Source organism: Chromatiaceae bacterium (assembly GCA_016714645.1).
Classification (GTDB): Bacteria; Pseudomonadota; Gammaproteobacteria; order Chromatiales; family Chromatiaceae; genus M0108.
In genome coordinates this window covers 171,424-195,921 of the sequence record JADKCI010000002.1, presented here as the reverse complement: position 1 = coordinate 195,921, position 24,498 = coordinate 171,424, and the positions used below count along the sequence as shown (strand labels likewise).

22 protein-coding genes, 1 pseudogene and 1 CRISPR repeat array (1 of these 24 only partly in view) are annotated in these 24,498 nt (G+C 64.9%); of the genes and pseudogenes, 7 read left to right on the top strand and 16 right to left on the bottom strand.

The window, feature by feature from the left end; all coding sequences use genetic code 11:
* Nucleotides 1–24: 24 nt before the first annotated feature.
* On the bottom strand, nucleotides 25–894 hold the full coding sequence (locus tag IPN92_07835; protein ID MBK8638195.1) for a polyprenyl synthetase family protein: 870 nt from the start codon (nucleotides 892–894) through the stop codon (nucleotides 25–27).
* A 116-nt stretch (nucleotides 895–1,010) separates the two neighbouring features.
* On the opposite strand from IPN92_07835, the gene crtI reads away from it, so the two are divergent.
* Entirely contained in the window at nucleotides 1,011–2,513 is a 1,503-nt protein-coding gene (gene crtI, locus IPN92_07830; GenBank protein MBK8638194.1) for a phytoene desaturase, read from the top strand.
* 35 nt (nucleotides 2,514–2,548) lie between these two features.
* Nucleotides 2,549–3,448: a carotenoid 1,2-hydratase gene (locus tag IPN92_07825; GenBank protein MBK8638193.1), complete on the top strand. Its 900-nt coding sequence runs from the start codon at nucleotides 2,549–2,551 to the stop codon at nucleotides 3,446–3,448.
* 121 nt (nucleotides 3,449–3,569) lie between these two features.
* Here IPN92_07825 and IPN92_07820 read toward each other — a convergent pair whose 3' ends face one another.
* The 4 genes from IPN92_07820 to IPN92_07805 all read right to left on the bottom strand — a co-directional run bounded on the left by IPN92_07820 (nucleotide 3,570) and on the right by IPN92_07805 (nucleotide 7,103).
* On the bottom strand, nucleotides 3,570–3,761 hold the full coding sequence (locus IPN92_07820; GenBank protein ID MBK8638192.1) for a hypothetical protein: 192 nt from the start codon (nucleotides 3,759–3,761) through the stop codon (nucleotides 3,570–3,572).
* Nucleotides 3,762–3,764: 3 nt separating this feature from the next.
* On the bottom strand, nucleotides 3,765–4,886 hold the full coding sequence (locus tag IPN92_07815) for a phytoene/squalene synthase family protein (protein MBK8638191.1): 1,122 nt from the start codon (nucleotides 4,884–4,886) through the stop codon (nucleotides 3,765–3,767).
* A complete protein-coding gene (locus IPN92_07810) occupies nucleotides 4,867–6,396 on the bottom strand; it encodes a phytoene desaturase (protein MBK8638190.1) in 1,530 nt (509 codons plus the stop codon). Before IPN92_07810 ends, IPN92_07815 begins: the two co-directional genes overlap by 20 nt.
* A gap of 158 nt (nucleotides 6,397–6,554) precedes the next feature.
* Entirely contained in the window at nucleotides 6,555–7,103 is a 549-nt protein-coding gene (locus IPN92_07805; GenBank protein ID MBK8638189.1) for an HPP family protein, read from the bottom strand.
* A 338-nt stretch (nucleotides 7,104–7,441) separates the two neighbouring features.
* Between IPN92_07805 and IPN92_07800 the strand changes: the two genes are divergently transcribed.
* Nucleotides 7,442–7,894 carry a hypothetical protein gene (locus tag IPN92_07800; GenBank protein MBK8638188.1) on the top strand — a complete coding sequence of 151 codons (453 nt, stop codon included), beginning with the start codon at nucleotides 7,442–7,444 and terminating at the stop codon, nucleotides 7,892–7,894.
* Nucleotides 7,895–7,931: 37 nt separating this feature from the next.
* On the opposite strand, the gene IPN92_07795 is transcribed toward IPN92_07800, so the two are convergent.
* Together IPN92_07795 and IPN92_07790 are read right to left on the bottom strand one after the other, a co-directional pair.
* Nucleotides 7,932–10,307 (bottom strand): RNA-binding transcriptional accessory protein, encoded by a 2,376-nt coding sequence (locus IPN92_07795; protein MBK8638187.1) that lies wholly within the window; start codon nucleotides 10,305–10,307, stop codon nucleotides 7,932–7,934.
* A 2-nt stretch (nucleotides 10,308–10,309) separates the two neighbouring features.
* Complete coding sequence (locus tag IPN92_07790; protein MBK8638186.1) at nucleotides 10,310–10,576, bottom strand: hypothetical protein; 267 nt, start codon at nucleotides 10,574–10,576, stop codon at nucleotides 10,310–10,312.
* Between the two features lie 173 nt (nucleotides 10,577–10,749).
* On the opposite strand from IPN92_07790, the gene IPN92_07785 reads away from it, so the two are divergent.
* Together IPN92_07785 and IPN92_07780 are read left to right on the top strand one after the other, a co-directional pair.
* Nucleotides 10,750–11,436, top strand: a complete 687-nt coding sequence (locus IPN92_07785) for a 4'-phosphopantetheinyl transferase superfamily protein (protein ID MBK8638185.1) — start codon at nucleotides 10,750–10,752, stop codon at nucleotides 11,434–11,436.
* Between the two features lie 136 nt (nucleotides 11,437–11,572).
* On the top strand, nucleotides 11,573–12,397 hold the full coding sequence (locus IPN92_07780) for an undecaprenyl-diphosphate phosphatase (protein ID MBK8638184.1): 825 nt from the start codon (nucleotides 11,573–11,575) through the stop codon (nucleotides 12,395–12,397).
* Between the two features lie 157 nt (nucleotides 12,398–12,554).
* Here IPN92_07780 and IPN92_07775 read toward each other — a convergent pair whose 3' ends face one another.
* From IPN92_07775 to htpG, 4 genes are all read right to left on the bottom strand, one after another.
* Nucleotides 12,555–13,025: a hypothetical protein gene (locus IPN92_07775; GenBank protein MBK8638183.1), complete on the bottom strand. Its 471-nt coding sequence runs from the start codon at nucleotides 13,023–13,025 to the stop codon at nucleotides 12,555–12,557.
* Between the two features lie 37 nt (nucleotides 13,026–13,062).
* Nucleotides 13,063–14,016 carry a magnesium transporter CorA gene (locus IPN92_07770; protein ID MBK8638182.1) on the bottom strand — a complete coding sequence of 318 codons (954 nt, stop codon included), beginning with the start codon at nucleotides 14,014–14,016 and terminating at the stop codon, nucleotides 13,063–13,065.
* A complete protein-coding gene (locus IPN92_07765; GenBank protein MBK8638181.1) occupies nucleotides 14,010–14,363 on the bottom strand; it encodes a metalloregulator ArsR/SmtB family transcription factor in 354 nt (117 codons plus the stop codon). The genes IPN92_07770 and IPN92_07765 overlap by 7 nt, the downstream gene beginning before the upstream one ends.
* 172 nt (nucleotides 14,364–14,535) lie before the next feature.
* A complete protein-coding gene (gene htpG, locus IPN92_07760; GenBank protein MBK8638180.1) occupies nucleotides 14,536–16,467 on the bottom strand; it encodes a molecular chaperone HtpG in 1,932 nt (643 codons plus the stop codon).
* Between the two features lie 149 nt (nucleotides 16,468–16,616).
* Between htpG and IPN92_07755 the strand changes: the two genes are divergently transcribed.
* Together IPN92_07755 and IPN92_07750 are read left to right on the top strand one after the other, a co-directional pair.
* On the top strand, nucleotides 16,617–18,251 hold the full coding sequence (locus IPN92_07755; GenBank protein ID MBK8638179.1) for an alpha-D-glucose phosphate-specific phosphoglucomutase: 1,635 nt from the start codon (nucleotides 16,617–16,619) through the stop codon (nucleotides 18,249–18,251).
* Nucleotides 18,252–18,516: 265 nt separating this feature from the next.
* The gene (locus tag IPN92_07750) at nucleotides 18,517–19,449 is read left to right on the top strand and encodes a serine hydrolase (protein ID MBK8638178.1); all 933 of its coding nucleotides are present in this window, start codon (nucleotides 18,517–18,519) and stop codon (nucleotides 19,447–19,449) included.
* Nucleotides 19,450–19,453: 4 nt separating this feature from the next.
* Here IPN92_07750 and asnB read toward each other — a convergent pair whose 3' ends face one another.
* The 5 genes and pseudogenes from asnB to IPN92_07725 form a co-directional block, all read right to left on the bottom strand.
* Nucleotides 19,454–21,292 (bottom strand): asparagine synthase (glutamine-hydrolyzing), encoded by a 1,839-nt coding sequence (gene asnB / locus IPN92_07745; GenBank protein ID MBK8638177.1) that lies wholly within the window; start codon nucleotides 21,290–21,292, stop codon nucleotides 19,454–19,456.
* Nucleotides 21,293–21,305: 13 nt separating this feature from the next.
* Nucleotides 21,306–22,424 (bottom strand): glycosyltransferase, encoded by a 1,119-nt coding sequence (locus IPN92_07740; protein MBK8638176.1) that lies wholly within the window; start codon nucleotides 22,422–22,424, stop codon nucleotides 21,306–21,308.
* 211 nt (nucleotides 22,425–22,635) lie between these two features.
* A pseudogene (locus IPN92_07735) lies at nucleotides 22,636–22,854 on the bottom strand (ATP-binding protein).
* A gap of 130 nt (nucleotides 22,855–22,984) precedes the next feature.
* Nucleotides 22,985–23,212 carry a hypothetical protein gene (locus tag IPN92_07730; GenBank protein ID MBK8638175.1) on the bottom strand — a complete coding sequence of 76 codons (228 nt, stop codon included), beginning with the start codon at nucleotides 23,210–23,212 and terminating at the stop codon, nucleotides 22,985–22,987.
* Entirely contained in the window at nucleotides 23,209–23,421 is a 213-nt protein-coding gene (locus IPN92_07725) for a hypothetical protein (GenBank protein ID MBK8638174.1), read from the bottom strand. Before IPN92_07725 ends, IPN92_07730 begins: the two co-directional genes overlap by 4 nt.
* 121 nt (nucleotides 23,422–23,542) lie before the next feature.
* A CRISPR array of direct repeats spans nucleotides 23,543–24,498; the repeat unit is 36 nt; unit sequence GTCTTAATCCCCTCAAGATCGGGTCTACGTTCGGAC (it continues 2,138 nt past the right edge of the window).

Here is a 24,498-nt window from a genome sequence, read left to right as displayed (position 1 = left end):
CAATCCTCCAGAACCCTGGACATCTCAGGCCGCGCTTCCGACCAGTTCCTTGGGCAAGATGCGCGTGGCCTCCCCGGCAATGAGGGCCTTGAGTCCCTCCCCGCCCGGGCACGGGGGAACGTTGGCCCCGGCTTGGGCCACCAGGTCCTGCAGCCGTTGAACGGCGCCCGCGACGCCAAGCTCCTCCACGGCGCTGGGACGGCCGAGTACGGCATCACGCTGGACAGGCTTGCCCAGTTCGTCCACGTCACAGACGGCATCCCGCAGGTCGTCGGCCACCTGATAAGCCTCGCCCAAGCACTCGCCCACCCGCCGCCAGGGCGCGGGATCAGCCCCTGCCGCCTGGGCGCCGGCGACGCAGGCCGCGACGAACAGGGCCCCGGTCTTGGCGTTGTGATAATCAGAGAGGGCCACGCGCGGCTCGCATTCCCAGGCCTGGCCGGCGGCGATGCCGCGGGGCATGCCAACGGCGTCGCCGACAGTCAGCAGCAGGGGCACCAGCCGCTCGGGCATGGCCACCGCCCCGCGCGCCAGGGTCTGGAAGGCGAGCACGATCATGGCGTCCCCCACCAGTACCGCCAGGCGCTCGCCAAAGGCGTGATGCACCGAAGGCTTGCCGCGCCGCAGGGGCGAATCGTCGAAGCAGGGCAGATCGTCGTGGACCAGGGAGGCGCAGTGGAGCAATTCGATGGCGGCCGCGGCCGCATCGGCCAGCTCCGGAGCCTCGTCCCCGCTAGCCGCCGCCACCGCCAGACAGAGACGGGGCCGGACGCGCGCCCCTCCCGGGAAGAGGCTGTAACGCAGCGCCTCCGCCAACCGCGGTGGACAGCCGCCAAGGGTCGCTTGGGTCACCGCCGCCTGCAAGGCCTGATCGATTCTGGTGGTAACGCTCATGGTCAATTATTATGCGGATGGCCATCCGGGTGTAAACCACCCATGACATTCAAGCATGTTAAGATAGACTTACACTTTCCAGCCGTCAATTTATTAATCGCCGGAGGCGACGGCCCATGTCAAAGGGTGCTGTCCTTATTATCGGGGCCGGAATGGCCGGGCTGGCCGCCGCCGTGCTGCTGGCCAGCCGGGGCGTGGCGGTAACCGTCATTGAGCGCGCCTCGCGGCCCGGGGGCAAGATGCGGGAGCTGGAGGTCGGAGGCCGGTACATCGACGCCGGACCCACCGTCTTCACCATGCGCTGGGTCTTCGAGGACCTCTTCGCGGACGCGGGCACCCGCCTCGACGCCCACCTGAAACTGCTCCCCCTGGAGATCATTGCCCGCCACGCCTGGGACACGGGGGGGCGTCTCGATCTGTTCGCCGACGCCCAGCGCTCCGCGGAGGCCATCGGGGACTTCGCTGGTGCCGCCGAGGCGCGCCGCTATCTCGGGTTCCATAAAGCCGCCCGGAATATTTACGAGACCCTGGAGCAACCCTTCATCCGCGCTTCGCGACCCACACCCTTGAGCCTGGCGGGCCGGATCGGACCCTTCGGTGCCCGGCGGCTCTGGAATATCCGGCCCTTCGAGACCCTCTGGGGGGCCCTCGGTGGCCACTTCAAGGACCCCAGGCTGCGTCAACTCTTCGGGCGCTACGCCACCTATAGCGGCTCCTCGCCCTTCCTGGCCCCCGCCACCCTCATGCTCATCGCCCACGTCGAGCAGGAAGGGGTCTGGACGGTGGAAGGCGGCATGCACCAGACCGCGGCGGCCATCGCCCGGCTGGCCGAGGCGAAGGGGGTGACCTTCCGCTATCAAACCGAGGTCGCCGAGATCATCACCCACCGCCAGGGCGTGCGCGGTGTCCGGCTTACGACCGGGGAGCATCTGGAAGCGGGCGCCGTGGTAACCAATGTGGACGTGGCCGCCCTCCACCAGGGCCTGCTCGGCGAGGCAGTCCGTGGCCTCGCCCCCCCGGCCCCGGGGACGGAGCGCTCCCTCTCGGCCTTGACCTGGAACCTGGTGGCCGAGACCCAGGGCTTTCCCCTCCTACGCCACTCGGTCTTCTTCTCCCGGGACTACCCAGGTGAATTCAACGCCATCTTCCGCGACGCCCGACTGCCGACGGGGCCCACCGTCTATATCTGCGCCCAGGACCGCGCAGGCCAGGATGGCCCGCCCCCCGCGGGTCCAGAGCGCCTGCTCTGCCTGGTCAATGCCCCCGCCATCGGCGACATTCATTCCTTTAGTCCCCCGGAGATCGAGCAATGCCAGAATCACGCCTTCCACCTCCTGGAACGCTGTGGTCTGCGGATTCGCCTGAACCCCGAGACCTGCCGCATCACCTCCCCAACGGATTTTCACCGGCTCTTTCCGGCGACCGGGGGGGCCCTGTACGGCCAGGCCTCGCATGGCTGGAAGGCGTCCTTCAACCGGCCTGGCACGCGCACCAAACTGCCGGGGCTCTACCTGGCGGGGGGCAGCGTCCATCCGGGAGCGGGGGTGCCGATGGCGGCCCTGTCCGGGCGACTGGCGGCCAACTGCGTGCTCGCGGACCTCGCTTCGACCCGGCGTTAGGCCCGGGGAGCTACGCCTGGTGGTACCTGGATGCCCTGAGCGACGACGGCCACCAGGGTCTCACCCTCATCGCCATGATCGGCAGCGTCTTCTCGCCCTATTACGCCTGGGCGCGACGGCGGGGGCCCGCCGACCCTCTGAACCATTGCGGTCTCAACGTTGCCCTCTATGGACGCGGTGGCAAACGCTGGAGCCTTACGGAGCGGCCCCGCTCGGCACTGGCGCGGGATGATTCTTCCCTCGCCATTGGCCCCAGCACCCTGCGGTGGGACCAGGATGTCCTGACCATCGACATCGCGGAGGTCACCATGCCCATTCCCAGCCGGCTACGGGGACGCATCCGGCTCTTTCCCGAGGCACTGGTCAATTATCAGGCCCCGTTGGACCCCGCGGGCCGCCACCGCTGGACCCCCATCGCCCCCTGTGCCCGGGTGGAAGTGGCGATGAGCAGCCCGGCCCTGAACTGGTCGGGACCCGCCTACTTCGACGCTAACGCGGGGGACGAACCGCTGGAGGCGGCCTTCCATGGCTGGGACTGGTCGCGGGCCCCTTCCCTGGACGGAACCTCGGTGCTCTATCACGTCGATCTCCAGCGGCAAGCCGGAGCCGTGGGGACGGCAGGGGGGACCGGCGCGAACCTGGCGCTGCACTTTGATCGCCATGGGGAGGTGAGGGAGTTCGAGGCGCCGGGCCGGGTCTCTTTACCGCGGACCCGGATCTGGCGTATCCACCGGGGCACCCGCGCGGACCCCGAGGCCCCCGCCACCATCATCGAGACGCTGGAGGATACCCCCTTCTACGCCCGCTCCCTGGTGGCCTCGTGCCTGCGGGGCGAAAAGGTCACGGCTATCCACGAAAGCCTGTCCCTGGACCGCTTTCGCCAGCCCTGGGTCCAGATGCTGCTGCCGTTTCGGATGCCCCGCGCCCGGTCCTAAGATCCGGGCATTAGGCGAGAAAGGTGGGCAGGAAGAAGAAGCCAAGGACGGTGCCGACAATGAGGCCGATCACGGCACCGCCCAGGAATGCATAGGATTTCATAGCGATATCTCCAATTGGTTAATGGTTATCAGAGGATTTTGCGTCGGCTTGGCTAAGCGGCGCCGCCGCCGGGTGGTTCGGCTGTTTGGCGCTCTCCCGCTTCTGCTGCTGCTCGTCGCGCTTGAGGGCGGCAAGTTGCCAGAAGCCGAAACCGAAAACAACCCCGACAATCAGCAGCAACTCCAGCAAGGGCAGCATGCCTTTGTCCATGCCTCAGCCCTGCAGGGCCGCGGCGACCTGCTTCCCCCCGCTCAGCGCCGCCCTTGCCAATCTGTCCCGCCGCTCCAGCCGTTCGAACAGATCGAGAACCCAGACCGCCCGGGCCTCGATCTGGGCGAGGGACAGCCCCGACAGGGTGTGAGTGCGCGGGAGGCCCGGCAAGGTCCCCACGGCCCCCGCCCAGGCCGTGGCCTCGACGAGAAAATCGGTCTCGGGAACGGAGAGAATAGACTCACAGCCCCGGGGCAAAATGGAACATCTCAGGATGCGCGCCAGGAGCGCCGCCTTGCGTCCACCGGGGACCACCGCCCGCTGCCGCACTGAGTCGCACCCCAGCCGTTCCAGTTCGCGCCCGATCTCGGCATAGATGAAGCGCGCGGCGTAAATGCCGGGACGACAGCTAAAAGGCAGACCCGCGATACCGACGTCCCCTTGGGCATAGAGGACATCCGCCGCCCGCAGGAGGCGTCGGACCACCCGGCCAATGGCCGGAGAGAAGACCGGATTCGCGAGCCAGGCGTCAGGTTCAACACCCTCCTCCCGCAGCCATTCCTCGGGGAGATAGAGGCGCCCGTTACGGGCGTCCTCACCGACGTCCCGGGCGATATTGGTGAGCTGCATGGCCACGCCGAGGTCACAGGCGCGACCGACCGCCTCCGTGGAGCGCACCCCCATCAGCACCGCCATCATGGCCCCTACACTGCCGGCCACGCGGGCCGAGTAGGCATAGATGGCGCTCAGGTCGGCATAGCGCCGCCCCTCCGCATCCCAGGCGAAGCCCTCCAGCAGGGCATCCAAGAGGGTACGCGGCATATCGTAATGCGCCACCACGGCCGCCAGGGCGCGATCCGCGGCAATAGGGTCCGGGCGACGTGCGTAAATGCGGTCCAGGCGCCCCGTCAGCCGGCCGAGCGCGTCCTTATGCCCACCGTCCATGTCGATCTCGTCATCCGCCACCCGGCAGAAGGCATAGAGGGCCGTGGCGGGCTCGTGCAGGCGGCGCGGGAGCAGGAAAGAGGCGGCATAAAAGGAGCGGGAGCCGCCGCAGAGCAGGGACCGGCAGGCGGCCAGGTCCTCGGGTGTCGCGAGAGCGGGATCAAGCCAGGTCTGATGCATCGGGAACCACCATGTCGAGTACGCGGGCGGAGGAGATGACCCCAGGGAGACCGGCCCCGGGATGGGTGCCGGCGCCCACGAGATAGAGGCGATCAATGTCTTCACTGCGATTGTGGGGGCGGAACCAGGCGCTCTGGGACAGCGCTGGCTCAAGGCTGAAACCGGCCCCCCGGTAGGACAGGAGGCGGTCCTGAAAGTCCCTTGGGGTCGCGACACGAGAGCTTATCACCTGCGCCTCCAGGTCCGGCAGGACGCTCTCGCTGAGATAACGGGCGATGGCGGCCCGATAAGGCTCCGCCGCCTGAGCCCAATCCGTGCCACTACCCAGATGAGGCACCGGGGAGAGGGCATAGAAGGTATCGCAACCCTCCGGCGCCAGCGAGGGATCGGTCGCCGTAGGGCGGTGCAGGTAGAGGCTGAAATCCGTGGCGAGACGCTTATGCTTGAAGATGTCGTCGATCAGACCGCGATAGCGGGGACCAAGCAGGATCGAGTGATGGGGCACCTCCGGATAGCGTTTGCGGGTACCGAAATACCAGACAAAGAGGCCGTTGGAGTAACGGGCGCGATCAAGGCGCCGATCGGTCCAGCGGCGCCGGACCCCAGCGGGAACCAGATGGCGGTAAGTCCAGGCGGCATCGGCGTTGGAGACCACGATATCCGCGGGAATCCGCTCGCCGGAAGAGAGTCGGACACCCGTCGCCCGACCGCCCTCGACGGTGATCTCGCTCACCTCGGCGCCGCAGCGAATCCGCCCCCCCTGCCCTTCGATCAGCCCCACCAGGCCGCGCACCAGGCTGCCGGTGCCGCCCATGGCGGAGTGGACACCCCAGCGCCGCTCCAGAAAGGAGATCAACGCATAGATGGAGGTGACCGTAAAGGGATTACCGCCGACCAGCAGGGGATGAAAGGAGAGGACCATGCGCAGGCGCGGATCCTTGATATGTTTAGAAACCAGTCCGTAGACACTGCGGTAGCTGCCCAGCCGGACCATGTCCGGAGCGATCCGCGCCATGTCCCATACGGTATTAAAGGGGACATGGCCGAGCTGTTCAAAGCCGACCCGGTAGATGGCCTCGCTCTCTTGCATGTAGCGGTCGTAACCCGCCTCGTCACCGGGAGCAAAGCGGGCTATCTCGGCGCGCACCTGATCCGGGTCGCCGCTGTAGTCGAAGATGTCGCCATCGTCGAAGCGGATACGATAGAAGGGCGACATAGACCTCAGATCGACATCGTCGGCGAAGCGCTTGCCGCACAGGCTCCAGAGTTCTTCCAGCACAAAGGGCGCGGTAACAATGGTCGGCCCGGCGTCGAAAGTGAAACCGTCCTGGTGAAAAACGTAGGCTCGGCCGCCCGCTGCGTCGAGCCGCTCCAGGACCGTGACCTGGTAGCCGCGCGCCCCCAGCCGGATCGCCGCCGCCAGGCCACCGAAGCCACTGCCGATAATGACGGCGTGGGGAGCGGGTCGGTCGGTAGGCCTCGGAGTGCCCCGCGGCAAGGGTGGTGTCATGTCCACTTCACTATCTCATGTGTCAGGCTACCTTGACAGTATAACAGCAAGCTTTTTCCGGCCGCCACTGGTCAATGGCCTCCCGGGCGGGGGCCGCCGGCTTCGGCACCAGGGTAACCGCGGGCAAGTGAGGCCCTTGGCACCCCGGGTGGCGCGGCTTAGCGCCAGTGTTCCGGGTACTGACGTTGGCGGGGGAGGTTGTTCACCAGGAGCCCGACCAGGAGCAGCACCAGGGCGCCGACGCCGACGGGCATGAGGATATAAAGGAATCCCAGGGCGTGGATCTGGTCCGAACCGGCAACGGCGATGAGGGCGGTGGCGCCCCCCGGCGGGTGAAGGGTGCGAGTCAGGTGCATGACCGCGATAGCGGTGGCCACGGCCAGGGGTGCCGCGAGCCAGGGCAGAAAGCCCAGGGCCTGGAAGCAGATGACGCCGATGGTGGCGGAGAGAATATGTCCCCCGACCAGGTTGCGGGGCTGGGATAGGGGTGCCCGAGGGGCGCCATAGACGAGCACGGCCGAGGCACCGAAGGAGCCAATCAGGAGCAGATTGTCGCCACTGGGCAGGAATGCCTGATTGATGAAGGACAGGACGCCGATACCACCGCAGGCGCCCAGCCAGGACCAGAGGACCTCGCTCAGGGGCACGGGAGGCGGCCCTTCCAGGGTCCGGCCGCGCATCTTATCCAGGTAGCGGCCCAAGGCCATCCCGACCCCTCCCGGCCCGAAATCCCCTTGGGTGCTCCTGCCCCGCCCATTACCGGATTTATCCATCATGTCGCCCCCCTTCGCATCGCCTGGCTCTTATCTTGGACTTAAACGGAAACATGACAAACCCCGGGGCGCGCGGACGCCTTGAGGTGAGTCAAATCCCTGGGCTCCAAACTCATGGCATGACCCCGCCGGGTGGGCTAAACTTTCCATTCTTGCCCGCCGCCCAGATCGCTTCGATCGCCCGGTGGCGGGCATCCAGAAACGCATGACCACCCAAGCCAGTCACCCTGGTGCCACCTGCTACCTGGCTCGCTCCCACAGGAATTCACGCCATGGCCACCTTTACGACACTGCACGAAGAGATTCATGAGATTACCGAGAAAAATAATGTCTTCCGCTATCTCATCCAGGATCGCCTCATGTGCGACACCAAGATCGCGCAGTGCATTTTTTTTGACTATGTAAAGCTGGTCCGTAATCACATGGAGAAGGTGGACCGGGACTTCTGCCGCCGGCTGCTGACCCATGAGAGCCAGACGATGCGCAATAGCGCCGATCGCTTCCTGGCTGGCTCATCAGAAATCAAGCGCATCTTCGCCGCCTACCTCAAGCAGTATGCCGTCGAGCGCCTCTGCGAACTGCGTATCAAGGATTATCAGACCTTCGTCGAGGATACCAATCATATGTTCGACCTGGTCCTGGACCGCATTCAGCGCGAGACGGAGCACCTCTATCCCCTGATGCGCAGCCTGGAGGCCCAGGAGGAGACCCAAAAGGCGGCCTGAGGCCCCCTTCCCGGCTCCCCTCCCTTTACACCTCGCTTCAGCGGCGTTTCAGGCCATCCCGGGCCTGGGAGAAGGCACTGGCCATAGCCCCCCCGGGGGCAGTTGCCGCTGGTCCGGATGCCGGCTCGGGGCTTAATTTGCGATGGGGCGCTGCCCGCTCGGCTCTGGCGTCGGTACGGGGGCTGGTGCCAGGCCGGGACCGGGCATCGGACCCACCGCGCATTTCCGGAGTGGCGGTCCTGGCCCCCGGCTCGTCTCCCAGCCGCAGGGTAAGGGCGATCCGCTTCCGGGGTGTATCCACCTCCATCACCTTGACCTTCACCAGATCCCCCGTCTTGACCACCTCGTGGGGGTCCTTGACGAAGCGGTCCGCCAGGGCCGAGATGTGCACCAACCCATCCTGGTGGACGCCGATATCGACGAAGGCACCGAAATTGGTGACGTTGGTCACCGTGCCCTCCAGCACCATGCCCTCCTTGAGATCATCCAGGGTCTCGACCCCCTCCCTAAACTCCGCCGCCTTGAATTCCGGGCGCGGGTCCCGGCCCGGCTTCTCCAGTTCCGCCAGGATGTCCTTGACCGTGGGCAGACCGAACTGGTCGTCCGTCAGGGTCGCCGGATTGAGGCGGCGCAGGGTCGCCACGTCGCCGATAAGCTCGCGGATGCCCTTGCCGGCCTGGGTCAGGATGCGGCGCACCACGGGATAGGCCTCGGGGTGCACGGCGGAGGCGTCCAGGGGCTCGGTCCCGTCCGGGACGCGCAGGAAGCCGGCGCAGAGCTGAAAGGTCTTGTCCCCCAGCCGTGGCACCGCACGCAGGGCGGCGCGGTTGGGGAAGGCGCCGCGCTCCTCGCGGTGTCGAACAATGTTCTCCGCCAGGGTCCGGCTCAGGCCCGAGACCTGAGACAGGAGGGGCACCGAGGCCGTATTCAGGTCCACGCCGACGGCGTTGACGCAGTCCTCCACCACCGTCTCCAGGGCCCGGGACAGGCGTGACTGGTTGACGTCGTGCTGGTACTGGCCGACACCGATGGCCTTGGGCTCGATCTTGACCAGTTCCGCCAGCGGGTCCTGCAGCCGGCGGGCGATGGACACGGCCCCGCGCAGGGAGACGTCCATGTCAGGCAACTCGCGGGACCCATACTCCGAGGCGGAATAGACCGAGGCCCCGGCCTCGCTCACCACCAGAGAGCGCAGACCCAAGTCCGGGTGGCGTTTAATGAGATCCCGCGCCAGGCGGTCCGTCTCCCGGGAGGCGGTGCCATTGCCGATGCTAATGAGCTTGACGCCATGGGCCTTGGCCAGGACGGCGAGGCGGGCGATGGACTGATCCCACTGGTTGCGGGGCACATGGGGATAGAGGGTGTCCGTGGCCGCCACCCGTCCGGTGCCGTCCACCACCGCCACCTTGACCCCGGTGCGCAGGCCCGGATCCAGGCCCAGGGTGGGCAGCCGGCCGGCGGGGGCCGCCAGCAGGAGGGCGGAGAGATTGCGGGCGAAGACGCGGATGGCCTCCTCCTCCGCCGCCTCCAGCAGGCGCGACTTGAGATCCAGATCCAAGCGCGTTAGCAACTTGACCCGCCAGGCCTTGCGCGCCGTCTCTCGCAGCCAGGCATCCGCCGGCCGGCCCCGGTCACGAATACCGAAGTGGTTGGCCACCGCCTGAATCCAGACCGCGTCCGGGTCCTCGCCGGCGCTGGGGATCAGCTCCAAGGCCAGCACCCCCTGGTTGCGACCGCGAAACAGGGCGAGGGCGCGATGGGAGGGGATCTTGGCCAGGGCCTCGCCATAGTCGAAATAATCCGAGAACTTGGCGCCCTCCTGTTCCTTACCCGGGATGAGGGTTGCGCGCAGTTGGCCCTGCTCCCAGAGGCCCGTCCGCAACCGGCCCGTGAGTTCCGCGTCCTCGGCGAAGCGCTCCATGAGGATCTGGCGGGCCCCTTCCAGGGCCACTGCGGTATCAGCCACCCCCTTGGCGGCGTCGATGAAGCCCGCCGCCCGGGCCTCCGGGTTCTGGCTGGGGTCCTCCAGCAGGCCCAGGGCCAGGGGCTCCAGCCCCGCCTCCCGGGCGATCTGAGCCTTGGTGCGGCGCTTGGGCTTGAAGGGCAGATAGAGATCCTCCAGGCGCTGCTTGGTGTCCGCCGCCAGGATCTCGCCCTGGAGTTCGGCGCTCAGCTTGCCCTGTTCCTCGATGCTCCTCAGGACCAGGTCGCGCCGCTCTTCCAGTTCCCGCAGATAGCTCAGGCGCTCCTCCAGCAGGCGCAACTGGATGTCATCCAGGCCGCCGGTGACCTCCTTGCGATAGCGGGCGATGAAGGGTACCGTAGCGCCCTCGTCGAGCAGACGGACGGCGGCGGCTACCTGCTCCGGGCGTGCCGCCAGTTCCTGGCTGATCCGATCAATGATCTTCTGCATCTTTATCCATGTCCGCGGAAAGGGTCCGGACCAGGGTCCGGGCGACAGCTATCGTAAACCGCCATGATCGCCTTGAGTTCGGTCAACACCTGGTCACATTCGGCATCGGTGAGCCCGCGGGCCTCCTCGGGGGGATCGCCCGCCTCAAGGGCCTGGATTTCCCGCCACACCTGGCGGCAGCCCTTGGCGCAGAGGGCTTCGATGACGGCATGCGGGGACTTGTGGTCGTGGGGCTCCACGGGGCTAGCTCCTGAGTGGCGGTCGCTCATTATAGGGAGCGGGTGGGCTGACTCCAACGTCGGGGACCGGGGTAACCAGGCCAGTAACCTGATCCGGGTGAGACCGGAGCAACTTGAGTGCCTGGATTTCCGGGCCGGGTGACCCTCCCGTTAATGCCCGAAGACGCTATGGCTCTCGTTATTTCCGCAAGCGACACCCCGAGATGTTGGCATTAACCACCCTACCCTGGATTGCTGCTCGCCCGGGACCGCTTCTCGGGCCCCAGGATCTCCAGATCTGGATCATCCCCTGCGGCGCCGATAATGGCGATCCCGAGGCCCTCTGGCCACTGCTGTCCGGCGCGGAGCAGGCCCGGGCCGATCGACGCCTGGTGCCGGGGCACCGCGGGGCCTATATCCGCGCCCATGCGGGGCTCCGGCTGATTCTGGCGACCCCCCTCGCTACCCCGCCCGCGCGCATCGCGTTCCAGCAGGGGCCCCAGGGCAAGCCCGCCGTTGCCGGGCCCCTGGAATTCAACCTGACCACCAGCGGCGATCTGGCCCTCGTCGCCCTGCGCTGGGATCGGGCGGTGGGCATCGACTGCGAGCGACCGACGGCCAACCGCAACCTGCTGGGGATTGCCCGCCGCCTCTTCCCGGCGTCGGAGGTCGCGCGGCTGCTCGCCGCTACCGAGGCGGAACGCCCTGCCCTCTTCACCTGTTTCTGGACGGCCCTGGAGGCCAGCGTCAAGCTGGATGGGCGGGGCCTGTTCCAGCCCGCCGAGCCCGGCGGCCCCCCGCCGGAAATTATCCATTTCGCGCCGCAACCCGGCTATGTGGCTGCCCTTGCCAGCCGGGAGCCGCCGCCCTTGGCCTCCTGGACGGCGCTGCGACTCCTGTTCCCAGGCTGACCGCTCATCGACCGGCCCCCGGATTGAGCGACTGCTACAATCGCGCCTCCCATCGGGCGGCGGTCCCGACCCGACCTCTACCCACGGGTCCAGCTACCCTTAACCCTCTCGGCCAAGTCACACCCAGGAACCTCAGATGTTTGAATTGCCATTGCTGTTAAAGGCCCTGATCCTCGGCATCGTCGAGGGACTGACTGAATTCCTCCCGATTTCATCGACCGGCCACCTCATCATCGCCGGCAGTCTGCTCGACTACACCAACGATCAGAGCAAGGTCTTTGAGATCGTCATCCAGTTCGCGGCGATCCTGGCGGTCTGCTGGCTGTATCGAGCCCGGCTCCTGGGGGTGATCAAGGGCATGTGGGCGCAGGGGCCCGAGCAGCGTTTCGCCCTCAACATCCTGATCGCCTTCATGCCGGCGGCGGTGCTGGGCTTTCTGCTGCACTCCCTGATCAAGGCCCACCTCTTCAATCCCATTTCCGTGGCCTTCGCCCTGATCGTGGGTGGTTTCGTGATCCTCTGGGTGGAAAAGCGCGACTTGCCGGTGCGTTTCGCCGCGGTAGAGGACATCACCTGGCGGGAGGCCCTCAAGGTGGGCTTTGCCCAGGCCATCGCCATGTTCCCCGGCGTCTCCCGGGCGGGGGCCACCATCCTGGGCGGCCTCTTCTTCGGGCTTTCCCGCCAGGCAGCAACCGAGCTGTCTTTCTTCCTCGCCATTCCCACCATGCTGGCCGCCACCGTCCTGGATGTTTACAAGGCCCGCGACATCCTGTCCCTGGATGACTTCCCGGTGTTCGCAGTGGGCTTCGTGACGTCATTCATCTTCGCCATGCTCGCCATCAAGGGCCTGCTGCGCTTCATCTCCCACCACAACTTCAACGCCTTTGCCTGGTACCGCATCGTCTTTGGGCTGATCGTGCTCGGCACCGCCTATACGGGGCTGGTTGACTGGCATTCGTAACACCGGCACGACAAGCTACCCGCGGGTGCTAGTAGCGCCCCAATGCGTAGGACGCATTTTCCTAACAGGCTGTTAATAAAGGCCCAAGCTCGCCGCCATCCTACCGATTAGGGCACTACCCCCCTTTCAAGTATGGATCACCCAACTGGAATGGCCGTCACCCCTTAAAGGAACTTGCCATCCGTCCCAGGATGTGATCATAGAGGTGACGCTGGGTTTCTGGGTATTCCATGTAGAAGGTCTTGAACTGGTCATTGGAAAGCAGGGTCTTCTGATAGAAGATCTTGTTGCCGATGTAGCCGGAAATAACAAACCAGTTATTCTTCTGGCGTTTATAGGTCACCTTCTTGGTGATTTTTCCGGTTGCGACATCCTGGGATTCCTTGTGATAGAGGTCCTTGATGGATTCCTCTAGCACATTATGGGTACCGTAGATTTTAAAACGGGCTTGCTGATCGGGAGAGACAAAGACCTGACCGTCGCCATTATCGGCTTCACCCTGTGGAATCAGGAGGTTGGCGGGATACTCGATGGCGTAATCAAAACGGGAGTTATGGTAGGTCTGAAAATTTTCAGCGGCGGGAGCGAAAGGGGCAAGCAGGAGCGAGGCAAGCAGGAAATAGCGCATGTTATTGGATGTTCCGGATAACGGCTGGTTTGATTGGCTACAACCAGCCCTTGAGCTTGACGTACAGGATGGGGACGACGGCGGCGATAGCGATGAGACCCAGGGCCATGGGATAGCCCCAGGCCCAGCTCAGTTCCGGCATGGATTCGAAATTCATACCGTAGATGCCGGCGATCAGTGTCGGGGGCAGGAAGATAAGGGCGGCGACGGAGAAGATCTTCAGCAGGCGATTCTGCTCCATGTTAATGAAACCCTGAGTGGCGTTGAGCAGAAAGTCCGCCTTCTCCGAGAGGAAGTCGTTGTGGGGCATGAGCGAATCGACATCGAGCAGCAATTCAGCCCCCAGCTTGCGATATTTTTTAGGCATCTGGGGCTGACGGATCAGGAAGCGGATATCGCGCTGCGCATCCATGAGGCAGAGGCGAATCTTACCGATCAGGTCCTCCTGATCCGCCAGGCCGTCCACGGCATCCTCCAGGTCCTCGCTGCGCCGGCCCAGAACCTCCTTTTGGATATCCGAGAGGGTGAGATAGGCCTGTTCCGTCTCGTCTCCCAGGCCCTCGACCTTGATGTCCTGCAGAGCCAGGAGGATCTCCAGCGGATCAGCCAGGGGTTTCATGCCGAGCTTGTTACGGCGGCGCAACAGGCGCGGGTGGGGCAAGACCTGGGAACAGAGGGATACCAGCCGCTCACCGTCATGAATGAAGGCGGCGTTGGTATTGCGCGGTTCACCATCCGGGCGGTGGAAAAATAGACAGTGGAGTTGAAACCCCTGATCAAAATCCTGGTGGTGGGAGCCCGATTCCAGCTCATCGAGCTCGCGCATCTTGGGCAGAGGCACCTTGCAGAACGGCTTGACCTGGGCCAGTTCTTCCGGCTTGGGCTTCACCAGTTCGATCCACTGGGCCTCGGCCAGCCAGTGACCCTCGGTATCGGCCTCGGGCTTGAGGGTGATGAGACGGGAATCCTGCAGCCGGTATGCCTTCAGCATGTCGGAGTCTCCCCACCCTGCCCCGCGGGGCGGGCCAGGCGCGCCTGATCCGCGTCGAAGGGTTCCTGTCGGTTACACCCGCGGCGGAAGGCGGCCAGGGCATCCAGGGCCCAGGCGGGTAGATCGGGATGGAGGCGATAGTGAATCCAGAGTCCCGCCCGGCGGTCCAGCAGCAACCCCGTCTCCCGCAGAACGGCGAGGTGGCGCGAGATCTTGGGCTGGGGCAGTTCCAGGGCTAGCGTGAGATCGCAGACGCACCGCTCCCCGCACGGCAAGAGGAGCATGAGAATCCTCAGCCGAGTGAGGTCGGACAGGGCGTGGGTCAGGTTTTCCGGGGGAAGGGACATGGCGGGCGCCTGGGTGGCCTGGGTCGATGGGGTAATTGTGCCACGCGGGGGCCCGTGGCCCAATGGTTGAGAGGGTGGGCCGGAGTAATGCGGACGGGACCCTACCGCGGGAAGACCGATAAGGGTGGCACCGACCCAGGGCCGGCGCCACCTTAGCTGGGGCAGTCAGGCCTTAGCGCCCCGACAGCATCAAACCCGTCATGAGCTTGTTGAGGCGGCCCACGAAGGCGGCCGGATCATCGAGTTGCCCACCCTCGGCCAGTTGGGCCTGGTCGAAGAGGATCAGGGCCAGATCGCCGAAGCGCCCCGTGTCGCTCTCGGACTCAAGACGCTTGACCAGCAGGTGATCCAGATTCACTTCGAGGGTCGGCTTGGAGGCGGGGGCGTTCTGGCCCACGGACTTGAGGACCCGCGCCAGGTTGGCGCTCATATCGTACTCACCGACCACGATGCAGGCCGGGGAATCGACCAGGCGGGTACTGGCGCGCACGGCGTCCACCCGGTCGCCCAGGGCGTCCTTGAGGCGCTTGAGCAGATCGCCATGTTCCTCGGCGGCCTTCTCGCGCTGCTCCTTCTCCTCCTTGTCCGCCAGGTCGCCCAGGTCCAGGTCACCCTTGGTGACGGACTGCAGGTGCTTGCCCTTGTACTCGGTCAGGGAGGACACCAGCCACTCGTCCACCCGGTCCGAAAGCAAAAGCACCTCGACGCCCTTCTTGCGGAAGACCTCCAGGTGGGGGCTGTGGCGGGCGGCGGCGGGGGTATCGGCGGTGATGTAGTAGATCTTGTCCTGCCCTTCCTTCATGCGCTCGATGTAGGCGTCCAGGGACAGGCTCTGGTCGTCGTCCTCCTGGTGCGTGGTGGCAAAGCGCAGGAGGCTGGCGATGCGTTCACGGTTGGGGAAGTCCTCGCCCGGGCCCTCCTTGATCACCTTGCCAAACTCCTTCCAGAATTCCTGGTACTTCTCCGCCTCGTCCTTGGCCATGGTCTCCAGCAGACTCAGGACGCGCTTGATATTGGCACCGCGAATGGTGTCGATCTTGCGATTGTGCTGCAGGATCTCGCGGGAGACGTTGAGGGGCAGGTCGTCGGAGTCCACCACGCCCTTGACGAAGCGCAGGTAGTGGGGCATGAGCTTCTCCGCCTCATCCATGATGAAGACGCGGCGGACATAGAGCTTGACCCCGTGTTTCTGGTCGCGGTCCCACAGGTCCCAGGGGGCGCGTTTGGGCACGAACAGCAGGGCACTGTATTCGTTGGTGCCCTCGACCCGGTTGTGGACCCAGGCCAGGGGTTCCTCGAAGTCGTGGGAGATGTGCTTGTAAAAGTCCTTGTACTCCTCGTCCGTCACCTCCGCCTTGTTGCGCATCCAGAGGGCCGTGCCCTGGTTGACGCGCTCCCACTCGGGCGCCTTGGCCTCCTTCTTCTCCTCACCCTCTCCTTCTTCCTCGCCATAGGTCTCCTTGAGCATCTCCACTGGCAGGGCGATGTGGTCGGAAAACTTGGAGATAATGGTGCGCAGCCGCCAGGGTTCGAGGAATTCCTTCTCGTCCTCCTTCAGGTGCAGGGTGACGCGGGTACCGCGTTCGGCCACCTCCAGGGTCTCGATGTCGTACTGGCCGCGGCCATCGGAGGACCAACGCACCCCATGCTCGGGCGCGAGGCCGGCGCGGCGGGTGATGAGGCTGACCTTGTCGGCGACGATGTAGGCGGAGTAGAAACCGACGCCGAACTGGCCAATGAGGGCGCTGTCCTTGGTCTGATCGCCGGTCATGGCCTCCAGGAAGCGGCGGGTGCCGGAGCTGGCGATGCTGCCAATGGTGTCCATGACCTCCAGGCGGCTCATGCCAATCCCGTTGTCACTGACGGTCAGGGTCCCCGCCTCCTTGTCCACCTCGATCCGGATGCGCAGATCCGGGTCCTCCGCCAGCAGGCCGTCGTCCGTGAGGGCCTCGAAGCGCAGCTTCTCGCCCGCGTCCGAGGCATTGGACACCAGCTCGCGCAGGAAGATTTCCTTATTCGAATAGAGAGAACGGATGACCAGGTCGAGTATTTGGCTCACCTCGGCCTTGAATTCCAGGGTTTCCTTATGGGCCTCTACAGTCATGGGGATCTATACCTTCTGTTAGGGTCGGGGGTGATGTCAGGTCTGGCGCCAGGGCGCTACAATAGCGGCCCGTACGGGGCGCCTCCTGACCCATAGTATCAGGGCGCCCGAATAAGGCCGATTCATACAACTTCAAGGGGTTTTCACCGATGGAGCCGCAAGTCGTCGCCACCAAGCCCTTCCCGGGCCAGCGTCCGGGTACCTCCGGGCTGCGCAAGAAGGTCAAGGTCTTCCAGCAGCCGGGCTACCTGGAAAACTTCGTCCAGGCCATTTTCGATACCCAGAAGGAGCTCGCCGGTGGCGCCCTGATCGTCGGCGGCGACGGCCGTTTTTACAATCGTACCGCCATTCAGATCATTTTACGCATGGCCGCCGCCAATGGCGTGGCCAGGGTCCTGGTGGGGCGCGGTGGCATCCTCTCGACCCCCGCCGCCTCACACCTCATCCGCAAGTATGGCGCCCAAGGCGGCATCATCCTGTCCGCCAGCCACAACCCCGGCGGCCCAGACGAGGACTTTGGCATCAAGTTCAACGCTGCCAACGGCGGGCCCGCCAGCGAGGCGATCACCGAGGCCATCTACCGGCGCACCCAGAGCCTGGACCGTTACCGCACCTGCGCGGCCCCGGAACTGGACATCGACACGCTAGGCCTCGGCAAGTTTGGCAAGATGCGGATAGAGGTCCTGGACCCGGTGGCCGATTACGCCGATCTCATGGCCAGCCTCTTCGACTTCGAGGCCATTCGCCGCCTCTTCGCCAGCGGCGAGTTCCGCATGAAGCTGGATGCCATGCACGCCGTCACCGGCCCCTATGCCACCGAGATCCTTGAGAACCGCCTCGGCGCCCCCGTGGGCACCGTGATGAACGGCGTGCCCCTGGAGGACTTCGGCGGCGGTCACCCGGACCCCAACCTGGCACACGCCCAGGAATTGGTGGCCCTGTGCCAGGGGCCGGAGGGGCTGGATTTCGGCGCCGCCTCCGATGGCGACGGCGACCGCAACATGATCCTGGGCCGCGACTTCTTCGTCACCCCCAGCGATAGCCTGGCGGTGCTGGCCGCCAATGCCCATCGGGTGCCCGGCTACGCGGACGGCATCGTCGGCGTGGCCCGTTCCATGCCCACCAGCCAGGCCGCCGACCGGGTCGCGGAACGGCTCGGCATCCCCTGTTACGAGACCCCCACCGGCTGGAAGTTCTTCGGCAACCTCCTCGATGCCTGCCGCATCACCCTCTGCGGCGAGGAAAGCTTTGGCAGCGGCTCGGACCATGTGCGCGAGAAGGATGGCCTCTGGGCAATCCTCTTCTGGCTCAACCTGTTGGCGGCACGCCAGGAGGCCGTCGCCGATATCGTCCAGAAACACTGGCGGCGCTACGGTCGCAACTTTTACACCCGTCATGACTACGAGGCCGTGGACGCCCCGGCCGCCGAGGCCCTGATGGACAATTTGCGCGCCCTCCTCCCGACCCTGCCCGGCAAGCGGCTCGGTGACTTCAAGGTGACCTACGCCGACGACTTCGCCTACACGGACCCGGTGGACGCCAGCCGCTCGGACCGCCAGGGCATCCGCATTGGCCTGGAGGGCGGCTCGCGCCTCGTCTTCCGCCTCTCGGGCACGGGCACCGAGGGCGCCACCCTGCGCCTTTATCTGGAATCCTACGAGCCCGACCCGACACGCCATGGCCAGGACACCCAGGAGGCCCTGGCACCCCTCATCCTCATCGCCAATGAACTGGCGCAAATCCAGGCCCGGACTGGCCGCGCCGCGCCGGATGTCATTACCTGACGCTCCCATGATGGCCGGGGCCAAGGGCTCGGGAAGAGCAGCTTAGCCCCCGGCCCTGCCGCAAAATTGAATAACCCGCCCAATGACCCTGACCTGGGTCAAAAAACGCCGCGTCCCTCCTTGCCCCGCCCCGGATGCGGGGCTATGCTCCTTTCCATTCCATGAGGGGCGCGAGCCCAGGCCGCGCCCGGCCTTGAATTCGACACCCCATTCAACTCCCGCCCTTGTATCCGCCCAACCGCCCCAACAGGAGGCTGCTTCGACCATGAGCGCAAACCCAAGCCGTCGCGAATTCCTCCGGACCCTGGCCCTGGGTTCCGCGGGCCTCTTAGTGGCGCCTCTGACCCTGGCGCCCCTCACCCAGGCCCAGGCCCAGGTGGCCTATGGCAGCGCCTATGGCAGCCTGCAAAGCCGGGTCGTCAACCACATCGCCAGTCTGCGCGCCCAAGGCCTGATTGGCGCCGGGGACAAGGTCTCCTGGTCCGTCTATGACTTCACCAGCCGCGAGAAGCTGGTCGCCATCAACGAGGACGTGCCCCGCCAGGCGGCGAGCATGATCAAGCCCTTTGTCTGCCAGGCCTGGTTCTATCAGGCCAGCCAGTCGAGCCGGATCAGCTACACCCCCGAGGTCCGCAAGACCATGGAGCGCATGATCCGCTCCAGTTGCAACAAGTCCACCAACCGCATCATGACCCTGGTCAGCCAGAACGCCGGCAACCGGGGACCCGGGGACGTGGAGCGGGTGCTCAAACAGAATGGGCCCGACATCTTCCAGGACATCCGCATCGTGGAGCAGATCCCGGCAGGGGGGCGCACTTACCGTAACCTGGCCTCCGCCGGCGACTATCACCGCTTTTTGGCCGCCTTCTGGCGGAGCCAGTTGCCCTACGCCGACGAGATGCGCGCCCTCCTCTCCCTGTCTAATCGCGATCGCATCGTCGATGGAGTGGACTCCATGCCAGACAATGTCCGCGTTTACGACAAGACGGGATCCACCGCCATGCTCTGTGGCGACATGGGCATCGTGGTGGCGCCGGGTGAGAATGGCGGCAGTTACCCTTATACCTTCGTCGCCATCATCGAAAGCCCGGTCCCCGTCAAAAAGTATTTCGGCTGGATGAAACAGCGCGGCAATGCCATCCGTTCCGTCTCCAACCTCGTTTACCAGGACATGAAGGATCGGTATCAGTTGGCCTGAGGGATCAAGGCTCGAAGCCCTGCAAGTCACGGATCAGTTCCAGGGGATCGGTCAGGGCCGCCGGTCGCTCCGCAAAGCCCTGCCGCAGAAAGTGGGTCCAGATCACAAACTGAATGATGGCCCACAGCATGGCGCTGCCGTTGCGTGTATCCCGGCAGCGGGCGATCAAGGCCCGCACCCCATCCGGCCTGAACCAGGGCCGCAGGGCCGGATGTTCCGGGAGCAGGGTGTTCAAGCGGCCCAGCAGGTCAGCCCCCATCCAGTCACCCAGGGGGACATAAAACCCGCGCTTGCGGGCGAACAAATACTCCTCGGGTAGATCACGCCGGGCCCAGCGCTTGAGGAAGAGCTTGCCCACGCCCCCCGCGACCTTCAGCTTGTCGGGCAGGCCCAGGCCAAATTCCACCAGGCGATGATCGAGGAAGGGCACCCTCCCCTCCAGGCCCCAGGCCATCATCATGCGATCCGCCTTGACCAGCAGGTTGTCCGGCAGTGCCTGCGTGAGATCGATGTACTGCCTGCGCTGCAGGTCGCTCCAGGCCGCGGGCGTTTGCCGCCAGCCATCGACCACTAGCTGCCTGATCAGCGGCAACTGCGCCCGCATCGACCGGGTAAACAATTGCCGCGGCCACCCCCCCCGAAAGGTGCCTCGGGTCCGGAAACCCATGGAGCCGGGGTTCAGCAGGTTCTTGAACCACAGTTCCAGGGGCGAGCTGCGATAGCGGCCATAGCCCGCGAAGACCTCGTCACCGCCCTCGCCGGAAAACACCACCTTCAGCTCCTGACCGGCGGCTTGGGCGAGCAGGGCCGTGGGCATGTTGGCGTTATCGCGCATGAGCTCGTCCGCCGCCCAGATGGTCAGGGGAAAACTTTGGAGGATATCCCTAGAGCTAGGGCATATCTCCCGATGCTGGCTGCCGAAACGCCGTGAAATCATCTGGGCCAGGGGGAGTTCATCCTGCACGGAGGTCCCCGGGAAACCGACGGAGAAGGTGCGGATCGGCCGATCGGAATGCTGGCTCAACTGGGCCAACAAGACGGCGGAATCCACGCCCCCGGACAGGAAGAGCCCAAAGGGGACATCCGAACGCATATGTTCGGTGATGACCACCTCCATAAGGGCGTCGAAGCGAGTCGAGGCCTCCTCGAAACCCAGGTCCAGGCATTGCACCTGGAGGGGCGACCAGTAGCGGTAGCGGCGGGCAATGCGGCCCTGCTCGATCCAGACGCTTTCCCCCGGCAGCACCCGCTCCACCCCTTGCAGCAGGGTGGTTGCCCCCCCGGCAAACTGGTTCTGGAAGTAGCGGGCCAATCCCAGGGCATCAATATCGGGAAGCTCGTCCAGAAGCGGCAGCAGGCCCTTGATCTCCGACGCAAAGGCCACGCCGCTGCCGCGCACGGCCAGGAACAAGGGTTTGATGCCAAGGCGGTCCCGGGCCAGAATCAGGCGGTCATGGGCACTATCGAAGAGGGCGAAGGCGAACATGCCCAGGATATGCTTCAGGAAATTCTCGCCGTATTCCCGGTAGGCGTGCAGGATCACCTCGCAGTCGGAATGGGTGAGAAAGCGGTGGCCCCGGGACTCCAGCAGGGCGCGCAACTCGATGAAGTTATAGATCTCGCCATTGGCGATCAGGGTGAGGGTGCCGTCGGCGGTCTTCAGGGGTTGATGCCCGCCGGCCAGATCGATGATCGACAGCCGGGTGTGCCCCATGCCGAAATGACCCGAGACAAAGGTCCCCTGGTCATCGGGTCCCCGATGAGCAAGACGCGCCACGGCGGTCTCGAGGGCCGCGATCCGCACGGGGCCGCTACGGTTGAAGAGGCCGACGATGCCGCACATGAGGCTAATCCACTTAAAGGAGTCGAAGATTGAGCGCCCGGACGTAGGCGCTGGTGGCATTCTCGATTTCATAGGGCCAGGCGGCCTGCCTCAGGAAATCCGGGTCCGGCGGGTCGCGCAGGGTCGCCAGCATGGCGGCCGCCAGGGCCTGGTGATCGCCCACCGGCACCAGGGGGCCAAACTTGCCGTCTTGCAGTATCTCCCGGGGCCCGCTGGGACAGTCCGTCGCGACCGCGGGGACCCCCACGGCCAGGGCCTCGATCAAGGCAAACCCCAGCCCTTCCAGCGTCGAGGTAAAGGCGAAGAGGCTGGCCTGGGCCAGATAATCCAGGGGGGCCTCCACGAAACCCGGCAGATCCAGTGCCCCGGCGATGCCCAGCTCCCGGGCCAGGGCCAGGAGCGGGTCGCGATGCTTGCCCCGCCCCAGAATCATGAGGCGCGAGGGGTATTCACCCTGGATCAGGGCGAAGGCGCGCATCAGGGTAGGAAAATCCTTCCGCTCGCACAATTCGCCGAGCCCCATGATGATGGGTAGACCGCCATCGCCGAACCAGGGGTGCCGGGGCGGCTGGCAGCGGCCCGCGAAGACCGCGGCGGGCACCACGGGGCAAGGCACCACCTCGATCAGGTCGCGCGCAAGGCCGGTGTAAGCGGCCATATCCTCGGCCACCCCCCGGGAGGTCACGATGACCCTGTCGGCATAGGGATAGAGCTTCCCCGTCGAAAAGCGCGTCCTGAGGGCATGAAACCAGCCGCGCCGGGCGCAATCGATGGACAGGGTCGTACCCGTGCCGACCGCGAGAAAGGTGCTGGGGCGCGCCAGGCCCTGGGCCAGGGCGCGGGCCAGGATGGCGGTATGATTGATGCGGTCCTTGTCGCAATAGAGGCTTGCGGGCCGCTCGCGGCGCAGATAGCGGACGACCGCCGGCAGACTGGAATAGGCGTGGGCTGTCCCCAGCTCGATGATGCGCACCCCCTCCGGAACCTCCTGGAAATTCGGCCCATGCCCTTGCACCTTGAGCACGTCCACCCGGTAGCCCCGGCGGGCCAGGGCGGAGACCAGATTCCGGGCCAGCCGGTCCACGCCACTGTGGCCGGAGGTGGCAAAAAATATCGCGAGATCAACGCCCATTAACAGTGCAAACTCACCGGGGGTTCGAAAAGAGGTACGGAGGTCCCGCCGGGATTGATTTTAGACCAGGCGCGGGCGCCGCGCGACCCGGGCATTCCCCAAGTCAGGCCATCTTGGCCTTCTTGGGGAATCACGGCCTTGCCGCGCGCGCGAATCTTGCCGCGTGGATCAAGCAGACCACGCATGCCGTCTAGCAACTCCCGCCGCTCGGCAGGCACAGGTCCATGCGTCCCGAGCCGATGGCGTATTCCCGCTCCAGGGTGCCGTCGCCGTTGACGACGCGGTGCAGGAAGGCCATCAGCCCCGGGTGCGGGGCGATCTCGTGATAGGGAGCACTGCCCAAGAGCGGCTGGCCGTGGCGGCGCCAGAAGGCGAGGAAGGCGTCCAGCGGTTGAGCCGCATTCAGGCTGCCGTCGGCATTCAGCCAGGTGAGGCTGATGCGGAATCCCCTCAAGATCGGGTCTACGCTCGGACCTCTGTCCGAGTAGTGCTCATCTCATCGAGCCTACGGCCCACTGGCCGGGCTCGTTCAGCCCTCTTCCCTGGGGGCTTTTTTTTGGCTACTTATTCTTCAGGCAGTAGCCGTTGTTGCGGTAGTAGCCGGTCGGGCAGAGGGTGCCGACCAGCGGCACGGCGGGTTTGCTGCGCTCATTGAGCGCCACGCAATAGCCGTTGTTGCGGTAGTAGCCGGTCGGGCAGAGGCTACCGGTCAGCGGCACCGGCAGTTGGGAATAAGCGTGGACCGCCAGCGAGGCGGCCAACAGGAGGCCGAGCAGCAGCGTCTTCATGCGCGCGCCCCCTGGCGGGCGGCCGCCGTCCGACACTCCTCGCGGGTGCGCTGCTGCTGGGGCGTCAGCGGCCGGTCGTAGGTGCGGTCTTCAACGCCCCGGCGCTCCGGCAACCGCCGGCCCATCTCCCCGGCGCCGAGGATGCAGTAGTCCAGCCAGGTGCCGAAGTCGGCGACGACGATCGGGGACGGGGTGTGGTCAAGGTTCATGCGTAGGCTCCTATGCTTTTCTTGTTGGAAGATACTGCGGTTTTGACAGTCATCAGCACATTGCGAATCGCTGCCGACAGGGCGGCCTGGGCTTCATACAGGCGCCCGTCCAGCTCCATGGGTCTTAATCCCCTCAAGATCGGGTCTACGTTCGGACCGAAGTCGCTACCGAAGTCGCCTAAATGTCCTTCAGTCTTAATCCCCTCAAGATCGGGTCTACGTTCGGACGGTGGCGATGGCCATCGCAACCATCAAACAGTGCGGGTCTTAATCCCCTCAAGATCGGGTCTACGTTCGGACACAGGCGAATTGACATGTACGCAAGTTTTGAAGGTCTTAATCCCCTCAAGATCGGGTCTACGTTCGGACCAAAAAGTCTGCGCGCTACTCGCCCAAGTCCGGGTCTTAATCCCCTCAAGATCGGGTCTACGTTCGGACCTGAACCCGGTCTTTAACAATCTAGGAGCTTATCATGTCTTAATCCCCTCAAGATCGGGTCTACGTTCGGACTTATCATGTCTACTAACATCACCGCGAAGACCTTTAGTCTTAATCCCCTCAAGATCGGGTCTACGTTCGGACCAACTGACACTGATAATAAATTACTCGCTTACCAACGTCTTAATCCCCTCAAGATCGGGTCTACGTTCGGACCTGGCACAATCATCGAATCGTCCGCCATGGTTCCAGTCTTAATCCCCTCAAGATCGGGTCTACGTTCGGACTTATGCGGGAAATTACCCGCGGGGTTGACGTTAGGTCTTAATCCCCTCAAGATCGGGTCTACGTTCGGACCAGGATGCTGGTCATGGGTGGGTTGAAGTGCCAACGTCTTAATCCCCTCAAGATCGGGTCTACGTTCGGACTTATTTCAGCGCTGGAGTAGGAGACCTTTTATGAGTCTTAATCCCCTCAAGATCGGGTCTACGTTCGGACTTATCCTTGGGTGTACGCTCGGCAGTACCAGGAGGTCTTAATCCCCTCAAGATCGGGTCTACGTTCGGACCCGGGTATCGAGAGAAGGGTTGGCATCGTCCGAGTTCTGTCTTAATCCCCTCAAGATCGGGTCTACGTTCG

Coding starts and splice junctions, on each gene's coding strand:
- IPN92_07835 (MBK8638195.1), bottom strand. CDS start 894: ATGAGCGTTACCACCAGAATCGATCAGGCCTTGCAGGCGGCGGTGACC.
- crtI (MBK8638194.1), top strand. CDS start 1,011: ATGTCAAAGGGTGCTGTCCTTATTATCGGGGCCGGAATGGCCGGGCTG.
- IPN92_07820 (MBK8638192.1), bottom strand. CDS start 3,761: ATGGACAAAGGCATGCTGCCCTTGCTGGAGTTGCTGCTGATTGTCGGG.
- IPN92_07815 (MBK8638191.1), bottom strand. CDS start 4,886: ATGCATCAGACCTGGCTTGATCCCGCTCTCGCGACACCCGAGGACCTG.
- IPN92_07810 (MBK8638190.1), bottom strand. CDS start 6,396: ATGACACCACCCTTGCCGCGGGGCACTCCGAGGCCTACCGACCGACCC.
- IPN92_07805 (MBK8638189.1), bottom strand. CDS start 7,103: ATGGCCTTGGGCCGCTACCTGGATAAGATGCGCGGCCGGACCCTGGAA.
- IPN92_07800 (MBK8638188.1), top strand. CDS start 7,442: ATGGCCACCTTTACGACACTGCACGAAGAGATTCATGAGATTACCGAG.
- IPN92_07795 (MBK8638187.1), bottom strand. CDS start 10,307: ATGCAGAAGATCATTGATCGGATCAGCCAGGAACTGGCGGCACGCCCG.
- IPN92_07790 (MBK8638186.1), bottom strand. CDS start 10,576: ATGAGCGACCGCCACTCAGGAGCTAGCCCCGTGGAGCCCCACGACCAC.
- IPN92_07785 (MBK8638185.1), top strand. CDS start 10,750: ATGTTGGCATTAACCACCCTACCCTGGATTGCTGCTCGCCCGGGACCG.
- IPN92_07780 (MBK8638184.1), top strand. CDS start 11,573: ATGTTTGAATTGCCATTGCTGTTAAAGGCCCTGATCCTCGGCATCGTC.
- IPN92_07775 (MBK8638183.1), bottom strand. CDS start 13,025: ATGCGCTATTTCCTGCTTGCCTCGCTCCTGCTTGCCCCTTTCGCTCCC.
- IPN92_07770 (MBK8638182.1), bottom strand. CDS start 14,016: ATGCTGAAGGCATACCGGCTGCAGGATTCCCGTCTCATCACCCTCAAG.
- IPN92_07765 (MBK8638181.1), bottom strand. CDS start 14,363: ATGTCCCTTCCCCCGGAAAACCTGACCCACGCCCTGTCCGACCTCACT.
- htpG (MBK8638180.1), bottom strand. CDS start 16,467: ATGACTGTAGAGGCCCATAAGGAAACCCTGGAATTCAAGGCCGAGGTG.
- IPN92_07755 (MBK8638179.1), top strand. CDS start 16,617: ATGGAGCCGCAAGTCGTCGCCACCAAGCCCTTCCCGGGCCAGCGTCCG.
- IPN92_07750 (MBK8638178.1), top strand. CDS start 18,517: ATGAGCGCAAACCCAAGCCGTCGCGAATTCCTCCGGACCCTGGCCCTG.
- asnB (MBK8638177.1), bottom strand. CDS start 21,292: ATGTGCGGCATCGTCGGCCTCTTCAACCGTAGCGGCCCCGTGCGGATC.
- IPN92_07740 (MBK8638176.1), bottom strand. CDS start 22,424: ATGGGCGTTGATCTCGCGATATTTTTTGCCACCTCCGGCCACAGTGGC.
- IPN92_07730 (MBK8638175.1), bottom strand. CDS start 23,212: ATGAAGACGCTGCTGCTCGGCCTCCTGTTGGCCGCCTCGCTGGCGGTC.
- IPN92_07725 (MBK8638174.1), bottom strand. CDS start 23,421: ATGAACCTTGACCACACCCCGTCCCCGATCGTCGTCGCCGACTTCGGC.